We start from the raw sequence: 15,986 nt of genomic DNA, 5'->3' as shown, positions 1-15,986 counted from the left end.
ATGTTCTACCACTACCTGGTGCCGGAACTGGGGCCGGACACCGTCTTCACCGCCGACGCCGCCAAGCCCGTCGCCGAGCTGCGCGAGGCCCTCGCGCTCGGTCACACCGCGCGCCCCGTCCTCGTCGGCCCCGTCACCTACCTGCTGCTGGCCAAGCCCGCGCCCGGCGTCGACCCCGGTTTCGAGCCGCTCACCCTGCTGGAGCGGCTGCTTCCCGTCTACGCCGAGGTGCTCGCCGCTCTGCGCGCCGCCGGAGCCGAGTGGGCGCAGCTGGACGAGCCCGCCCTGGTCCAGGACCACGGCGGAGCCGTACTGGAGGCCGCCGCCCACGCCTACCGCGAGCTCGGCTCCCTCGCCGCCCGGCCGAAGATCCTCGTCGCCGCCTACTTCGACCGGCTCGGCGAGGCGCTCCCGGTCCTGGCCGAGGCGCCGATCGAGGGGCTGGGCCTGGACTTCACCGGTTCGGCCGCGGCGAACCTGGACGACCTGGCCCGGGTGGGCGGGCTCCCGGGAAAGCGCCTGGTCGCGGGCGTCGTGGACGGCCGCAACGTGTGGATCGCCGACCTGGAGAGGTCGCTGTCCACCCTGGCCACCCTTCTCGGCCTCGCGGGGCGGGTGGACGTGGCGGCCTCCTGCTCGCTGCTGCACGTCCCCCTGGACACCGCCCTCGAGCACGGGGTCGATCCGCAGGTCGGCCGCTGGCTGGCCTTCGCCAGGCAGAAGGTCGCCGAGATCGTCACCCTCGCCAGGGGGCTGGCGGAGGGCACCGGCGCCATCGCCGGGCAGCTGGCCGCCAACCGGGCGGACCTGGCCTCGCGCGCGGCCTCGGCGCTCACCCACGACCCCGCGGTGCGGGCCCGCGCCGCCGCGGTCACCACGCGGGACACCCGAAGGCCCCAGCCGTACGGCGAGCGGGCCGCGGCGCAGCGCGCCCGCCTGGACCTGCCGCCGCTGCCCACGACCACCATCGGGTCCTTCCCGCAGACGGCCGAGCTGCGGGCGGCCAGGGCCGACCTGCGCGCGGGACGGATCGACCGGGTGACCTACGACGAGCGGATCGCCGCCGAGATCCGCTCGATCCTGGTCTTCCAGGAGCGGGCGGGAATCGACGTCCTGGTGCACGGCGAGCCTGAGCGCAACGACATGGTCCAGTACTTCGCCGAACGGCTCAACGGCTACCTCGCCACCCAGCACGGCTGGGTGCAGTCCTACGGCACCCGCTACGTGCGGCCGCCGATCCTGGCCGGGGACGTCTCCAGGCCCGAGCCGATGACGCTGCGCTGGACGACCTACGCCCAGTCCCAGACGGAGCGTCCCGTCAAGGGCATGCTCACCGGCCCCGTCACCATGCTGGCCTGGTCCTTCGTCCGCGACGACCAGCCGCAGGCCGAGACCGCCCGCCAGGTCGCCCTCGCCCTGCGCGACGAGGTCGCCGACCTGGAGGCCGCCGGCGCCGCCGTCATCCAGGTCGACGAGCCCGCCCTGCGGGAGACCCTGCCGCTGCGCGCCGCCGATCGGGCCGCCTACCTGGCCTGGGCGGGTGAGGCCTTCCGGCTGGCCACGAGCGGAGTGCGGGCCGACACCCAGATCCACACCCACATGTGTTACGCCGAGTTCGGTGAGATCCTGGCCGCCATCGACGACCTGGACGCCGACGTGATCAGCCTGGAGGCCGCCCGGTCCCACATGCAGGCGGCCCGGGAGCTGGCCGAGGCCGGATACCCCAGGGAGGTCGGCCCGGGCGTCTACGACATCCACTCCCCGCGCGTGCCCGGCGTCGCGGAGATGGCCTCCCTGCTGCGCAAGGCGCTGGACGGCATCCCGGCCGGGCGGCTGTGGGTCAACCCCGACTGCGGCCTGAAGACCCGCGGCTGGCTCGAGACGCGCGTCTCCCTGGACAACCTGGTCGCCGCGGCCCGTGAGGTGCGGGCGGAGGCGACCGGCGCGAACGGCTGACCCGTCCCGGCCCGGTGCGTCCTCCGGCGCGCCGGGCCGGGATCCTCACGGAAAGGACGGTGGTCTCCCATGCGGCCCGCGCCCCCTCGGCTGGTCGCCGACGTCATGGCCCAGGTCTCCACGATCAGCGCCTACTTCGAGGTCTCGACGGACCCGGTGGAGCCGGCCGGTCAGGGCTGGCGGCCGCTCGGCGAGCTGTTCACCGACGTCGAAGCACTGTCGGCCAGGGTCGCCGACGTCCGGCGACGTCTGGACACGACCGAGACCAGGATCGCCGCCTCGATCCTGTATCAGGGACTGGCGGCGCGGCTGTGGTCACCGGTCGTCGGCGCGGCCGTCGCCCACGACCTGCTCGCCGACCTGGACCCGGCCGGGGTCCGCTGGCGTCCGGAGCCGACCGGACCGCTCCCGCTGTGGGCGCCCCGCCTGGAAGGATGGGAGATCACGGACCGGGACCGGGTCGCGGAGCCGCTGTACCGAATCGTGGTCGGCGGGCTGCTGGAGCCGCTGGCGCTGGCCGTTCGGGAGACCACGCGGATCGCTCCCGCCCTGCTCTGGGGGAACGCCGCCTCCGCTCTGGCCGGGACGCTGGGAGCGGTCGCGCGGGAACGCCCCGAGCTCGCGGCCCGCGCGCTCTGTCTGGGCCGCGAGCTGCTCTCCCACGGAGTGCTCGCGGGCGGCGGCGAGCTGACCGGGTCCGCCGGGGGACGGCTCTCCTTCGTCCGGCGCAGTTGCTGCCTCTACTACCGCCTGCCCGGCGGCGGCAAGTGCGGCGACTGCGTCCTGCTGGCCCCCCGGACCCGCCGCGAGCGCTGAGCGCGCGCCGGACGGCGGATCCGGGGGACGTCATGAGCCCCGAGGACGCCGGGGAGACCCTTCTCAGCCGAGAAGGGTCTCCCCGATCCAGCCTTCGGGCGAGCAGCCGGGCGGAACGGCGAACACCGCGGAGCCGACGGGGGTCGTCCACTCGTTCAGCAGGTCGGCCTCGGCCAGCCGTTTCTGGACGGGGACGAACTGCCGGTCGATGTCGGCCTGGTAGGAGGCGAACAGCAGCCCGGAGTCGGCGTGTCCCTCCGGGGTGAGCCCCTCGTCGTAGTTGTAGACCCGGCGCAGGATCCGCATGCCGGGGTCGGCGACGTGGGCCCGGCGAATGTGGGCGTATTCGGAGATGACCGGGAACCCGTTCGCGTTGAGCCGGTCGAAGTCCGGTTCGTCGTGCTCCTTCTGCCCGGTCAGCGGGGCGCCGGTGTCCAGACGGCGGCCGACGGTGAACTCCTTGGCCACCCGGTCGGCGGCGTCCCACGTCTCCAACTGGAGGCGGATGCGCCGCAGCACCAGCGTGCTGCCGCCGCGCAGCCACTGCGGGCCGTCGCCGACCCACACGGCCCGGTCGAAGTCGGGGGTGCCCGGCACCGGGTTGACGGTGCCGTCCAACTGGCCCATGAGGTTGCGCTGGGTCGTGCCGGGGGCCTGTGTCTGCGGGCTCCTGCGGAACCCCCGCTGGGTCCAGCGCACGCGGGCGAAGGAGCGGGCGTCCTTGACCGTCATGCGCAGGGCGTGGGCGAGGGTGACGGGGTCGTCGGCGCAGATCTGCAGCAGCAGGTCCGCGCCGGTCCACCGTTTCTCCAGCTTGTCGACCACGAACCCGGGCAGGGGCGCGATCGACTCGGGGCGCAGGTCCTCCACCCCGGCGGCGGTGAACAGGCCGGGGCCGAAACCGAACGTCACGGTCAGCCGGGCGGCGAGGACGGCCAGTTCGGGCTCGGTGTCGGCCAGGGCGGGCCTGCCCTCGGTGAGGCGGCGGACGTCGTCGGTGAGCAGGCGCATCATCCGGACGATCGCCTCGCGCCGCGTGCCGGGCCGCAGGTCCAGCCCGACGAACACGGCGTGGGCCTGCGGCGGTGTGGCGATCCCGGCCTGGTGGACGCCGTGGAAGGGCTCGACGGCCGAGCCGCCGGGAGCGCGGGCCGGGACGGAGGCGTAGGAGGGCCGAGGGGAGGCGTACGCGGCCAGGGCGCCGGCCGCCGTGGCGGCGCTCCCCGCGAGCAGTCCCCTGCGGGTCAGCCGGGGCGGGCGCATCAGCCGTGGTCCTTGCCCATGTCGTCGGCGCCCGGCTGGTAGTCCTCCCTGCCGCCGGCGAAATCCTTGCCGACCGCGGTGAACTCCAGGGTCCCGCCGCCCTTGAGGGCGAGGGTGAAGGGGATCTGCGCGCCGGGTCTCACCTTCTGCGTGACGTCCATGAGCATGATGTGGTCACCGCCGGGCTGGAGCGTGTGAGAGCTGTGAGCGGGGATGACGAACCCGCCCTCCTTCGGCCGCATGATCATTTTGCCCTTCGAGTCGACCACCTCGTGCAGCTCGATCCTCGGCGACAGCGGCGAGGATCCCGAGACGACGGTCACCTCGGCGTCGGTGTCGTTGACCAGGGTGCCGAAGGCGGCGCTCATCCCCTTGTCGGTGGTCTTCACCCACGGATCGGTGATCGTCAGCGCGGGGCCGGCGGCGGAGGGAGCGGAGGAGGCGGAAGAGGAGGGGGCGGCGGGCGCGGTGCCCGTGACGGTCGCCGGTGCGGCGCCGTTCTGGGAACCGCATCCGCTGAGCACGACGACGGCCGCGCTCAGGATCGCGACGGGGACGGTACGGAAAGAGGACACGCTGAAGCCTTTCTTCCGGCGGAGCCGGCAGGCCGCGGCCGAGTGCCGCCTTGATCTGGCCATGCCGAACGGGGCAGCCGGGGTTGTCACGGTGATCCGGTCAGCCGGGCGGCGGGATCGCGGCGTCGGCACGGACCGGTGAGGGTTCGGGAGCCGTACGGATCCGGAGGTCCGGGAATCGGTACGGGCTCGGGCGCGAGGCGACGCCTCCGGAGGACCGGGACGGTCAGCCGGAGGTGACGCAGGCAGCCAGGGGAGGGCCGCGCCTGCTCACCGCGTGGCGCAGCACGGCCGAGCGCAGGGTCCTCGGCTCGAGCGCGTCAGGGGTGAGGAAGGAGATGTGAGCCGGAGCCACGTACAGCACGAGCACGCGGCGCAGCCGTACGCACAGCCGGCGCAGCAGCGCCCACAGGGCCGCCTCGCCGCGTGCCAGCCACACCGAGGTCAGCCCCACCGCCCAGCCGTGCATGACCAGCATGCCCAGGCCCGGCACCAGCCCGGAGTGGACGTGCCCGGCGGCCTCCGCGGGCGACGCGACGTGCGCCATGGAGAACATCACGTGCAGCCCGGCCTGCAGGCAGGCGAGGAGCGGCAGGATCACCGCCAGCGTGCGCTCGCGCCCGGAGACGGCGAGGGCCGCGACGAACGCGAGCGCCAGAGCGCAGGCCGCGTTCCGCGCGGAGACCGTTCCTCCCGCGAGGACGTGCGCCGTCACGCTCAGCCCCAGGCAGACCGCGGCGAAGGCGGTGGCACGGGCGAGACGGAAGGGCAGCGTCGCGGGTGAGGCGGCGGGCGGGGCGGGCATGGTGCGGCAATCATCGCACGCCGGGGTCGCGCCCCCTCCACCGGCGGGACGGACGACCCGCGGGAACTTCTCCCCGGGCGGATCAGACCGGGGGCGTGACAGGGCCGTGTGGCGACGGTCCCACGGCCCCTGGACGGCCCCCCTCATGCGGCCCGGTCGGCGGCCTCGAGTGAGGCGACCAACTGGCTGCGCGCCCGCGCCACGCGGGAACGCACCGTGCCGATCGGGCAGCCGATCATCGCGGCGGCCTCGGCGTACGGGATGCCGGCGAGTTGGGTGAGCACGAAGGCCTCCCGCCGTTCGCGGGGCACCTTGGCCAGCAGGTCGGCCAGGGCCACGCCGTCCTCGCGTCCCGGCAGCCCCCGGGGCTGGCATCGCTCGGCGGCCCCCTGCCAGTCGGCGAGGTCGGCGACGACGGGACGGGAGGCCGCCGAGCGGAACCGGTCGACGACGACCCTGCGGGCGATGGACAGCAGCCAGGTGCGGGCGGAGGACCGTCCCGCGAACCGGGGCAGGCTGCCCAGCACGCGCACGAACGTCTCCTGGGTGAGGTCCTCCGCGGCGTGGGTTCCGGCCAGGTGCGCGACGAACCTACGCACGTCTGGGTAAACCGCGCAGGTGAAGGCCTCGACGTCCGAGGGCGCCCCTCCGCGCGCGGCCAGGGCGAGCGCCGTCAGATGATCGTCGGAGGGCACGGAGGCGGCGTCGCGGTGGGGGGCGCGCTGGTCGCGCGTGACAGAACTCATGATGATCGTTCCTTGTGTCGCGGAGCAGAACGGATGCACGGTTCAGGCGGTGCGTGCCCTGACGGGCCCGCGAAGAGGTGAAGACACGTGACGGGGCATGGGCGTACTCCGGCGGGGGACAGGGGCACGGCGGCGCCCCGGCGACCGGTTCCGCCGGGAGGACGGAACCGCCGGGGAGGAACAGGCGCTTCCAGGACGGAACAGGGCCGTCCCGCAGGGGTGGGTTCGTCCGGGAGGGCGGTGTGGGGTGGCGTGAGGTGAGGACCGGCCGGAGACGGGGACAGGGCCGACGACCCGTACGGGCTCACCACGTGCGGGGACGGCCCCGCTCCGGCAGCCACAGGAGGCGAAGCCCGCGCGTCCCGCTCCCGGCGGCGCGGGCCGCCGCGGAGTCATGGTCGCGCACGCCGCCACAGGGCCGTGAGCGTCACGGACGTCACGGACGTCACGAACACAGTGGAGGGGGCGGACGCGAGACACCCGGTCGCGGGGCAGGAGGCCGCAGGACCCTCAGGGGCTCAGCGGGCGGGCTCCGGCGCGGGCGGGCCGCGCCTGCGGAGCACCGGGGAGATCTCCCAGCCGCCGTACGGCCGGACATCCGCGGCCTGCGCGCCCTGCCAGACGGGGCGGGGCGTCTCCGCCAGGACGACGACGAGCAGCCGGACCACCGGCATCCTCATGCCGTACAGGCGGATCATGAGCCAGAGCGCGCTCTCGCCCCGGTGCAGCCACCAGCCCGTCAGGGCCGCCACCGCGAGATGGGCCACCGTCATGCCCGGCCCCGGATGACCGTGGTCGGGGGAGGACGCCAGGTGCGGGGGCGGGGCGGCGCGGGTGAACAGCTCGTGCAGCAGGGCCTGCGCGCCGACGGTCGCGGCGAGCACGACCTCCAGGCCGCGTTCACGCCCGTTGAGCGCGTAGGCGAGGCAGAAGGCGAACAGCCCGCCGAGAACGCCCAGATGCGCGGGCACCAGCCCGCCACCGGCCAGGGCGTGGCCACCGCCGGAGACCACGAGGCACAGCGTCGCGAAGACGAGTGCCCGCGGCAGGCGGAGCGTTGACGCCACTGGGCTCACAACCGCCATCCTGTCAGTCAGACAGCCCGCCGAGAAGACGGAACCGTGGATCTCGTTCCCGGATCTCCCGGGGCGGCAGGGGAACACGCGCCGGGCGGCGGCCGCGTGGCTCCTCCGAGGGCGCGCACCGGGTCGCGGCCGCGCCGCTTCTTTCGGGTTCTCGCGGGCGCGCACCGGGAGACGCCCCTGGTCACGGGGGTTCGGCCGTGCTGAGGCGCCCGGCGCGGCGCCGGACTGGGCTAGCCTGAGGCACGATGAACCGTTTGACGACGTCAAGGGGCGAGTTCGAGCTCACCCGCTTTCCCGATGATCCCCGCGAGCGGCTCCGCGCCTGGGACGCCGCCGACGAGTACCTCCTGCGGCACCTCGACGGGATCGACGGCGCGCCGACGGACCTGTCGGGCGCCGTGGTCGTGCTGGGCGACCGGTGGGGCGCTCTGGTCACCGCGCTCGCCGGCCACCGCCCCGTGCAGATCACCGACTCCTTCCTCACCCAGGAGGCGACCAGGGCGAACCTCGGGCGCAACGGGGCCGACGCGGACGCGGTGCGCCTGCTGTCGACCAGGGACACGCCGCCGGACCGGATCGACGTGCTGCTGATCCGGGTGCCCAGGAGTCTCGCCCTCCTGGAGGACCAGCTGCACCGCCTCGCGCCCCACGTGCACGCGGGCACCGTCGTCGTCGGCGCCGGGATGGTCACCGAGATCCACACCTCGACGCTGAGGCTGTTCGAACGGATCCTCGGACCGACCAGGACCTCGCTGGCGGCGAAGAAGGCGCGGCTCATCTTCTGCTCGCCGGAGCCGGGGCGCGCCGTGGGGGCCAGCCCGTGGCCGCTGAGCTACGCGCTGCCCGCCGACGCGGGAGCGGTCTCCGGCCTGACCGTCGTCAACCACGCGGGGATCTTCTGCGCCGACCGTCTCGACGTCGGCACCAGGTTCTTCCTGGGGAACCTGCCGCGCCGCCGGGACCCCGAGCGCGTCGTGGACCTGGGCTGCGGCAACGGCGTGGTCGGGCTGGCCGCGGCGCTGGCCAACCAGGAGGCCGAGGTGACGTTCGTCGACGAGTCCTACCAGGCGGTGGCCTCGGCGGAGGCCACGTTCCTGGCGAACGTCGAGGCGGGGGTCGTGACGGGGAAGGGCGCGGAGTTCCTGGTCGGCGACGGGATGTCGGGCGTGCGTGCGGGCACGGTCGACCTGGTGCTGAACAATCCGCCCTTCCACTCCCAGCGGTCGACGACCGACGCCACGGCCTGGCGCATGTTCACCGGGGCGCGAGCCGCGCTGCGCCGCGGCGGCGAGCTGTGGGTGATCGGCAACCGGCACCTCGGCTACCACGTGAAGCTGCGCAGGATCTTCGGCAACTGCGAGGTCGTCGCGAGCGACCCCAGGTTCGTCGTCCTGCGGGCCTCGAAGCGCTGAGCGGTCCCTCCCCGGAACAACGGGCGCGCGGCGCGGCGCGGTCGGTCCCTTGGCGCGGATCTTGCCGGGTGCCTCTCCGGTTAGGCTGGCTCTCATGCGTTCTGCGGCCGACCTGCGGCGGCGGTGGTTGGAAACCGTGCCCCTGCTGACAAGTCGCACCGGCATGTTCGCCCGGGGCGGCAAGGAGATGGAGACGCTCGCCCGGACGCTCATGGGCGACCTGTGCTTCGTCGACGAACGGGATCGCGACCACGAGGAGATCATCCAGGGGCTCGGGGACAGGTTCGGCAAGCTCGGCGTGTACGGCCCGTTCGCGAAGATGTTCGGAAGCGAGCGCGACTACGCGGCGGAGGTGGTGTCGGTCTACGCCGAGCACTTCCACCGGCTCGGCTACCTCGACATCGACCGGCGGCTCGAACAGGCCGAGTGGGAGACCCTCCTGACCGGCGTCCGCGACCGGTTCGAGGAGCGCGACGTGCGCCGCAGCGAGGTCGTGGCCGCCTACGGCCCGCCGAGCCTGGTCGTCGACGGCCGTGTTCTCTGCTACGCCTCGGATGACTGGGTGTTCTTCGACAGCTGGACCGAGTCCCGGCAGGAGTACGTCCCCGGCGAGGGGCGCTACGAAAGGGTCTCCGATCCCGACCCGCTGATCCGATCCGTCCGCGTCCCGTCCGCCGATTTCGACGGCGGGCTCATCCTGACGCTGTACGGCAAGGTGCTGCGCTGGGGGCCGGGCTGGTGGGTGCGGCGACCCGGCGTCCGAGCGTCGGAGGCCACCCGCGTGATCGCGGCGCAGCTGCGCGCCGTCGAAGCCCGTGACCCCTCCCAGCGCTGAGCCCCCGAGGTCCCGGCGAGACCGTCACGTGTCCCGTCTCGGAGGAGGGCGGTGAGGGCCCGGGGCACGGCAGGCAGGGGGCGGAGAACGGGAAGGGGCCGCCGAGGGATCCGGCGGCAGGGGAGAACGGTCGCGGGGAACGGGCGGGGAAACCGGGGAGAGCGGGAAAAAGGGGTCGCGGGCCGAGGCGGGGGTCCAGAACACTTGGGCGCATGAGTGAGACGATCACCCGGCTCAGTCCCGAAGGGCTGCACCCCACCCCCGGATACAGTCATGTCACCGTGGTCGAGGCGGGGCGTCTGGCCTTTCTCGCCGGTCAGTGCCCGCTGGACCGCTCAGGCGCGCTCGTCGGGGCGGACGACCTGGACGCCCAGGTCGACCAGGTCGTGGCCAACGCGCTGACCGCGCTCGACGCGGTGGGCGCGCGGCCGGAGAGGGTCGTCCGGTCGGTGATCTACGTGGTCGGCGACGAGACCGAGACGCTCGGCGCCGTGTGGCGGCGGCTGACCGGTTCCGCCCTCGGCGCCGCCTTCACCACGGCCAGCACGCTGCTCGGCGTCACCCGCCTCGGGTTCACCGGTCAGCTCGTGGAGGTGGATCTCACCGCCGCCCTGGACGGCTGACCGGGGGCGACGCCCGCCGTGCCGGTACGCGGCCGTGGCACCGGTCGCCGGTCACCGGCGGGAACGCGGTCCGGCCGCCGGTCAAGCAACCGGCGGCCGCCCGCGCCTCCGCCGCCTGGACCGGCGGCCTCGGCGAACCTCCTCGAATCTCGGTGAACCTCCGCGTCATCCGCCGCCCTCGGGGGTCAGCGGTCCCCGCGGACCTCGACCCGCTCCCTCCGGGAGCTCCTCTCCACGTTGCCCGCGACGTCGACGGAGAACCAGCGCACCTCGGTCGTCCTGCCGACCGTGATCTGCTGCGTCCCCCTGCGCACCCCGGAACGACGGATCGTGGGCGGACGGGTCATTGGCGGCGGAAGACCAGCGCGAGTGAGCGCAGCGCCAGCACGAAGCCGACCAGCAGCAACGCGAAGCCGATGAGCGCGAACAACCGTAGGCTGGGCGTCACCATCGGTCCGATGTCCGACGCCAGGAGCACGATCGCGCCCAGCGTCGCGGTGGCGGCCAGGATGGCGACGACCACCTGGTGCACGAGGCCGGTCAGGAAACGCCTGTCGCGCTCATCCGACAGCGGCCTGATGTTGATCGAGATCCTGCCGTGCTCCAGGTCCTCGGCCAGCTTGTTGATCCGCCTGGGCAGCCGTTGCAGGATCGGGAGGTAACCGGCCAGGCGGCTCTCCAGGTCGGCGCGCACCGCCTCGGGTTCGGTGACCTCGCGCATCATCTCCCGGCCCTGCCGCCTGGCCGCGCCCACCACGTCGAGGTCGGGGCTGATCAGGGTGAGGGTGCCGTCGAGCGCGGCCAGTGCCCTGAAGGCGCCCGCGATCTGCGGCGGTACGGCGAAGCCGTACGCGTGGATCAGCTTGAACAGCGCGGCGAACATCCCCGAGCTGCCGCCCCTGCCGAGCCCCGTGCGGTAGCGGACCATGAGCTGGCCGATGTCGCGTTCGAGCTCCCGTTCGGCCAGCCCCTCGGGCCTGTCCAGCATCTCGATGAGGGAGTCGGTGGCGCCGATCGCGTCGTTCTTGTCGATGGCCAGCAGCAGCATGCCGAGGGCGTTGCGGGTCGGCTGGTCGAGGCGGCCGACCGAGCCGAAGTCGAGCAGGCCGAGACTGCCGTCCGCGGTGACCAGGACGTTGCCGGGATGCAGGTCGGCGTGGAAGACGCCGGTGCGGACGAGCTGCCTGAGGATCTCGCTGAGCAGGCGTTCGGCGATCTCCTTGCGGGTGGCGGCGGGCAGCGTCGCCAGCAGCGCGCCCGCGTCGCCGATCGGCGTGCCCTCCAGGCGGTCCATGACCAGGAGCCTGCCGGTGGAGTGAGCGCCGTGGGCGGTGGGCACACGGACCCCACCGTCCAGGGTGGCCGCGATGCCGCGCAGGTTGTCGAGCTCGACGGTGTAGTCGAGCTCCTCGTCGAGGGAGGCGGCGAAGCCCTCGGCCAGCCTGGACACACGCAGCGACCCGCCCCACGGGGTGGCCCGCTCCAGCCACCTGCCCAGCCTGAGGATGATCTCGACGTCGGAGGTGACCTGCTTGCGAGCCCCCGGGCGCTGCACCTTGAGCACGACGGGCGTGCCGTCCAGCAACCGGGCGGCGTGGACCTGCGCCACCGAGGCGGAGGCGAGCGGACTGGAGTCGACCGTCAGGAAGACCTGGCCGAGGGGCGCGCCGAGCTCCTCCTCGATGGCCCGCTCGATCTGCGGCCACGGCTCGGGCTCGGCCCTGGTCTGCAGTGTGGCGAGCTGGTTGGCGAAGACCTCGGGGATGAGGTCGCGCCGGGTGGAGAGCATCTGGCCGAGCTTGACGAAGGTGACGCCGCCCTCGTTGAGCGCGTCGCGCAGCGAGCGGGCGATCGCTGCCTGCCCCTCGTGGGCTCTGCGGCGCCCGCCGAGGTAGCCGCTCAGTCCGTGCTTGGCCGCGATCCGCATGACCTGGGTGTAGCGCCGCGCCCTGCTCCTGCGCGCCTTCCAGCCGCGCAGGAACGTCAGCGGTGAGGGCAGCGTGCCCGTCGGGACGAAGAGTTCGAGCAGGACGAGGACGATCAGGCCGATCACGAAGACCCATGCCGTGACCAGTGCGGCGACGACGAAGAGCACGCCGAGCGGGGCCTTGGCCTGGCCGTCGACGTAGACGCCGGTCAGCTCACTGATGTAGCCGGCCGCCCACGCCACGGTCGCTCCCATGAACAGGCCCATGGCGATGGAGCGCGGCCAGCCCACGGGCACGCCCAGCGCCTTCCTGGCGATGAGCGCGACGAGCAGCGCGTTGAGGATCGGGGCGATGAGGGTGAGCAGGTCGGGCACGTCAGTTCTCGCCGTCCTTGCCGTTCTCGCCGTCCTTGTCGTCCTCGCTGTCCTTGTCGTCCTCGCTGTCCTTGTCGTCCTCGCTGTCCTTGTCGTCCTCGCTGTCCTTGTCGTTCTCGCTGTTCTCGCTCCTGAAGGCCTCGCGCATGCGCTCCTCCTCCTGGTCGATCCAGCGCATCGTGGACTTGGTGAAGTGCTTGCCGTAGCGGAAGAGCAGCTCGGGGGCGCCCAGCGCGGCGGCCTGCTCGGCCTCGGGCAACCGGTCGCCGGGGAGCACGGCGTCGATCACACTCTCGAACTGGGCGAAGAGCCTCTTGCGCTCGTCGAGGAGGCGGCTGACCAGGTCGGGCCCGTTCTGCCCGGCGAAGAAGAGCTTGACGAGGTTCTCGTCGCGGATCTGCACGGGCGAGGAGATCGACTCCAGCCATGAGCGCAGGGCGGCTCTGCCCTCGGCGGTGATCTCCCATCGCTGCCGTGACCTGGGCCCCTCAGCCTCACCTACGGCCCTGATCAGGCCGAGTTCGGACAGGAAGCGCAGCTGCGGATAGAGCTGGCCGTTGCTGACGCCCCAGAAGGCCTCCATCGAACGCTTGGCGGCTCTGAGGATCTCGTAACCGGTCTGCGCCTTCAGCGACAGGAACCCGAGGATCGCCCATGCGGTGGGGGTGAGCTCGACGTTTTCCACGGCGCCCACCCTAATGCGTCTGCCAGACATATGTGTGCTTATCTGTCTGGCAGACGCATCAGTATGTCTGGCAGACATATCGGCGAAGGAGTCAGGTGATGATTCGCATGTCCGTCGTGGCGATGTTCGCCGCGATCGCGACACCTTTCGGGCGCCAGGCCCTCGCGGAGACGGCCTCCGCCCCCACCGCGCAGGAGTCGGAGCGGGGCTGGACGGCCTCGTCCCCGCGCTCGTCTCTCTGGCCGGACGGATCCCTCTGCTCCCGCTGGTCGGCTCCAGCCCGGTCACGCCGCGTCTGATCCTCCGGCCCGGCGGTGTCGGCGCGGACGTGTGTCTCCGCGCCGGCGCCGCCGGGGTCAGCCGGGATCAGCGGTTCCCGCGGACCTCGACCCGCTCCCTCCGGGAGTTCCTCTCCATGTTGCCCGCGACGTCGACGGAGAACCAGCGCACCTCGGTCGTCCTGTCGACCGTGATCTGCTGCGTCCCCTCGCGCACCCCCGCGGAGGTGAGCTTGCGGGACTTCGTCGTCGGCCTGCTGCCGTCCAGCGTGTAGTAGACGTTCGCGGGTTCGTCGATCGTGAAGGTGAACGTGGTCGAGGTGTCCGTCCTGCCGGTCACCTTCAGCCTCGACTCGGGACGCCTGCGGTCGGCGGCGAAGTCCCTGGCGACCTCCAGGATGGCGATCTGGCCCGAGGAGAACTCCATCGCCTCCTCGTGTCCCTCCGCGAACGGCGGCTGGAAGCCGACCGGCTGGAACTGCTTGGTCGCCGCGTCGTAGAGGTCGGCGCCGACCTCGAAGTCCCAGCCGATGACGCCGCGGTTGTACCAGTGCTCGTCGGCGCTGTTTCCCGCCGCCGAGTACAGCACGTCGGGGACGGGGCCGGTGCGGCCGGGCCAGATCGCGGTGCCGCGCCTGCCCTGCACGGCGGACAGGATGTGGCGGGAGGACTCCCAGAAGTAGTTCTCCGTCCCGAAGTCCACCCGGGGCAGCACCTCCCGTCCCGCCGCCTTGTAGGCGCCGGGAGGCCACATGAAGTAGCCGCCGTAGGAGTGGGTGTTCATCGCGAACCTGATGTTCGGGTAGCGCTGGGTGAGCCAGACCTCGTTGCGCGCCTCGGGCTCGGAGAGCTCGGCGGGGCCGGAGAACACGGCGCTGGTGCAGTCCTGTGAGGCGCCGCTGTAGCCGTCGAACAGGGAGCCGACGGAGAAGTTGCGGTTCAGGTCCACGCCCCACGAGTTGCGCGCGGCCGGGTCCGCGGCCTTGGCCGGGCAGTGGTTGGTCATGTTCTTGCGCTGCATGTTGTAGTCGTAGAAGCTGTAGTGCGCGCCGTCGGGGTTGACCGTCGGCAGGACGAAGATGTCGAGGTTGTCGACCAGCTTCCTGGTCCGCTCGTCACGGGCGTAGTTGCGCAGCAGCCGCTCGGCCGTCTCGACGCAGACCAGCGGGGTCACCCACTCGCGGGCGTGCTCCTGGCAGTAGAGGAACACGCCGACCTTCGACCCGTCCCGCTTCGCGCCGATCCGCAGGGCCTTCACCTGGAACGGTTCGCGCGAGACGCTCTGCGGCGCCTTCAGGTTGTCGGTCAGCTTCGTCGCCGGGGCCGCGGCGACCAGGCCCGCGCCCGCGTCGTCCCGATAGGTCGCGGCGGTCAGCAGCGCGGAGGCGGAGGCGTCGGCGTTGAGGGCGTCGACCACCTGGCGGGCGGTGCTCGCGATCGCGGCCGACCCGTCGGTGGCCAGGCTGACCACGACGTCCTTGCCGCCGACCGAGACGGAGAGCGGGGCCGAGGCGGCGTCCGGCTTCACCAGGGCCACGCTGACGTCGTTGCCGCCCTGCGAGCCGTACGCCTTGGAGGTCACGTGGAGCGTGCTCGCCGCGACCGTGCCGAACTGGGCCTGCGCCGCCCTGCGGTAGCCGTTGGTCTTGTTCGGCAGGTCGACGATCTGGGCGGTTCTCGGGAATTCGGCGGCCAGGGCGGTGATCCGGTTCGTGACCTCGGTCGGGTCCATGTAGTGATCGACGAAGTCCGACACGTAGTGCCTGCCGGGAGCCTTGCGCTTGCCCAGCCACTTGGTCACCGGGACCGTGACCGAGCCGCCCCGGCTGCTGGTGATCCTGACCCTGGTGGGGGTCTCCGTCACCGGCAGCGGGTAGTCGAACCGGTGGTACATGTACTGGCCCGCGTCGGTGAAGCGCGACATCGTCGCCGTGCCGCCGGAGTCGGGGGCGGTGCCCGGCCCCGAGTCCCAGGTGGCGGTGAGCACGGTCTCGGCGTCCGTCGCGCTCGACTTCACCTCGACCGACAGGAAGCGCCGGTCGTCGAGGCTGGTGAACCACTCGGCGCGCAGCGGGGTCAGCGTGTCGGCCGCCGCCTCCGCGGTGGCCACGGCCGCCATCGCGCTCCGCCGTTCGGCCTGGTTGCGCGCGAAGTCGCCCTGGTCGGAGATGGCGTCGCGAACGTCGAATCCCCGCGCGCGCAGCTCCCGCGCCTCCTGGGGGCTGAGCACGGCGTGCACCTCGACGCCGCCGTCGACGGGTTTCCGGTACTCCGCGAGATCGACGCCCAGGGAGTTGAGGCGGTCGACGCCCGCCTGGTCGGGGACGACGATCCGCAGCAGGGCGACCCCGTTCTGCGAGGTGCTCGGCTGCCGGTCGGGCGTGATCTCGCTCGGCGTGGGGACGGGGCCCGCGAGGACCGGGGACGCGCCGAGCGCGAGGACGATGGGCAGGGCGACCGCGGCCACGATCCGGCCGGTTCTCCTGCCGTTGAGAGAACTCCTCATGCGAGATTCCTCCAGTTGGCGTGCTCGGCCGAGTAGGGGGTGTCACGGAATGAGCACGCAAGGAGAAAGTCTTGATCGATAAGTTGATCTCCGTCAAGT

15 protein-coding genes are annotated in these 15,986 nt (G+C 72.7%); 6 read left to right on the top strand and 9 right to left on the bottom strand.

What is annotated here, in order from left to right; all coding sequences use genetic code 11:
• Window positions 1-1,956 (top strand): 5-methyltetrahydropteroyltriglutamate--homocysteine S-methyltransferase, encoded by a 1,956-nt coding sequence (gene metE / locus PKF00_RS10100; protein WP_271217156.1) that lies wholly within the window; start codon window positions 1-3, stop codon window positions 1,954-1,956.
• A gap of 69 nt (window positions 1,957-2,025) precedes the next feature.
• On the top strand, window positions 2,026-2,772 hold the full coding sequence (locus PKF00_RS10095; RefSeq protein ID WP_271217155.1) for a (2Fe-2S)-binding protein: 747 nt from the start codon (window positions 2,026-2,028) through the stop codon (window positions 2,770-2,772).
• A gap of 63 nt (window positions 2,773-2,835) precedes the next feature.
• Here the strand turns inward: PKF00_RS10095 and PKF00_RS10090 are convergent, their stop codons facing one another.
• The 5 genes from PKF00_RS10090 to PKF00_RS10070 all read right to left on the bottom strand — a co-directional run bounded on the left by PKF00_RS10090 (window position 2,836) and on the right by PKF00_RS10070 (window position 7,237).
• The gene (locus PKF00_RS10090) at window positions 2,836-4,035 is read right to left on the bottom strand and encodes a Dyp-type peroxidase (protein ID WP_271217154.1); all 1,200 of its coding nucleotides are present in this window, start codon (window positions 4,033-4,035) and stop codon (window positions 2,836-2,838) included.
• Window positions 4,035-4,610 (bottom strand): copper chaperone PCu(A)C, encoded by a 576-nt coding sequence (locus PKF00_RS10085; protein ID WP_271217153.1) that lies wholly within the window; start codon window positions 4,608-4,610, stop codon window positions 4,035-4,037. Before PKF00_RS10085 ends, PKF00_RS10090 begins: the two co-directional genes overlap by 1 nt.
• Window positions 4,611-4,836: 226 nt before the next feature.
• Window positions 4,837-5,415 carry an MFS transporter gene (locus PKF00_RS10080; protein WP_271217152.1) on the bottom strand — a complete coding sequence of 193 codons (579 nt, stop codon included), beginning with the start codon at window positions 5,413-5,415 and terminating at the stop codon, window positions 4,837-4,839.
• Window positions 5,416-5,558: 143 nt separating this feature from the next.
• Window positions 5,559-6,161: a sigma-70 family RNA polymerase sigma factor gene (locus tag PKF00_RS10075; protein WP_271217151.1), complete on the bottom strand. Its 603-nt coding sequence runs from the start codon at window positions 6,159-6,161 to the stop codon at window positions 5,559-5,561.
• 518 nt (window positions 6,162-6,679) lie between these two features.
• Window positions 6,680-7,237, bottom strand: a complete 558-nt coding sequence (locus PKF00_RS10070) for an MFS transporter (protein WP_271217150.1) — start codon at window positions 7,235-7,237, stop codon at window positions 6,680-6,682.
• Window positions 7,238-7,491: 254 nt separating this feature from the next.
• Between PKF00_RS10070 and PKF00_RS10065 the strand changes: the two genes are divergently transcribed.
• From PKF00_RS10065 to PKF00_RS10055, 3 genes are all read left to right on the top strand, one after another.
• On the top strand, window positions 7,492-8,658 hold the full coding sequence (locus PKF00_RS10065) for a methyltransferase (RefSeq protein ID WP_271217149.1): 1,167 nt from the start codon (window positions 7,492-7,494) through the stop codon (window positions 8,656-8,658).
• A 94-nt stretch (window positions 8,659-8,752) separates the two neighbouring features.
• On the top strand, window positions 8,753-9,493 hold the full coding sequence (locus PKF00_RS10060) for a hypothetical protein (protein WP_271217148.1): 741 nt from the start codon (window positions 8,753-8,755) through the stop codon (window positions 9,491-9,493).
• Window positions 9,494-9,705: 212 nt separating this feature from the next.
• Window positions 9,706-10,116: a RidA family protein gene (locus PKF00_RS10055; protein WP_271217147.1), complete on the top strand. Its 411-nt coding sequence runs from the start codon at window positions 9,706-9,708 to the stop codon at window positions 10,114-10,116.
• Window positions 10,117-10,301: 185 nt separating this feature from the next.
• On the opposite strand, the gene PKF00_RS10050 is transcribed toward PKF00_RS10055, so the two are convergent.
• From PKF00_RS10050 to PKF00_RS10040, 3 genes are read right to left on the bottom strand one after another with little or no spacing between them, the layout of a single operon-like run.
• Window positions 10,302-10,463, bottom strand: coding sequence for a hypothetical protein (locus tag PKF00_RS10050; RefSeq protein ID WP_271217146.1), 162 nt, complete (start codon window positions 10,461-10,463; stop codon window positions 10,302-10,304).
• Complete coding sequence (locus PKF00_RS10045) at window positions 10,460-12,418, bottom strand: ABC1 kinase family protein (RefSeq protein WP_271217145.1); 1,959 nt, start codon at window positions 12,416-12,418, stop codon at window positions 10,460-10,462. The genes PKF00_RS10050 and PKF00_RS10045 overlap by 4 nt, the downstream gene beginning before the upstream one ends.
• A 1-nt stretch (window position 12,419) precedes the next feature.
• On the bottom strand, window positions 12,420-13,103 hold the full coding sequence (locus PKF00_RS10040; RefSeq protein ID WP_271217144.1) for a PadR family transcriptional regulator: 684 nt from the start codon (window positions 13,101-13,103) through the stop codon (window positions 12,420-12,422).
• A gap of 98 nt (window positions 13,104-13,201) precedes the next feature.
• On the opposite strand from PKF00_RS10040, the gene PKF00_RS10035 reads away from it, so the two are divergent.
• Entirely contained in the window at window positions 13,202-13,402 is a 201-nt protein-coding gene (locus PKF00_RS10035; protein ID WP_271217143.1) for a hypothetical protein, read from the top strand.
• A gap of 67 nt (window positions 13,403-13,469) precedes the next feature.
• On the opposite strand, the gene PKF00_RS10030 is transcribed toward PKF00_RS10035, so the two are convergent.
• Entirely contained in the window at window positions 13,470-15,887 is a 2,418-nt protein-coding gene (locus PKF00_RS10030) for a M14 family metallopeptidase (protein WP_271217142.1), read from the bottom strand.
• Window positions 15,888-15,986 lie beyond the last annotated feature (99 nt).

It is taken from the genome of Streptosporangium carneum, assembly GCF_027922005.1.
Lineage (GTDB): Bacteria > Actinomycetota > Actinomycetes > Streptosporangiales > Streptosporangiaceae > Streptosporangium > Streptosporangium carneum.
The sequence above is the reverse complement of the archived record's forward strand: the minus strand, read 5'-3'. Positions and strand labels throughout refer to the sequence as shown.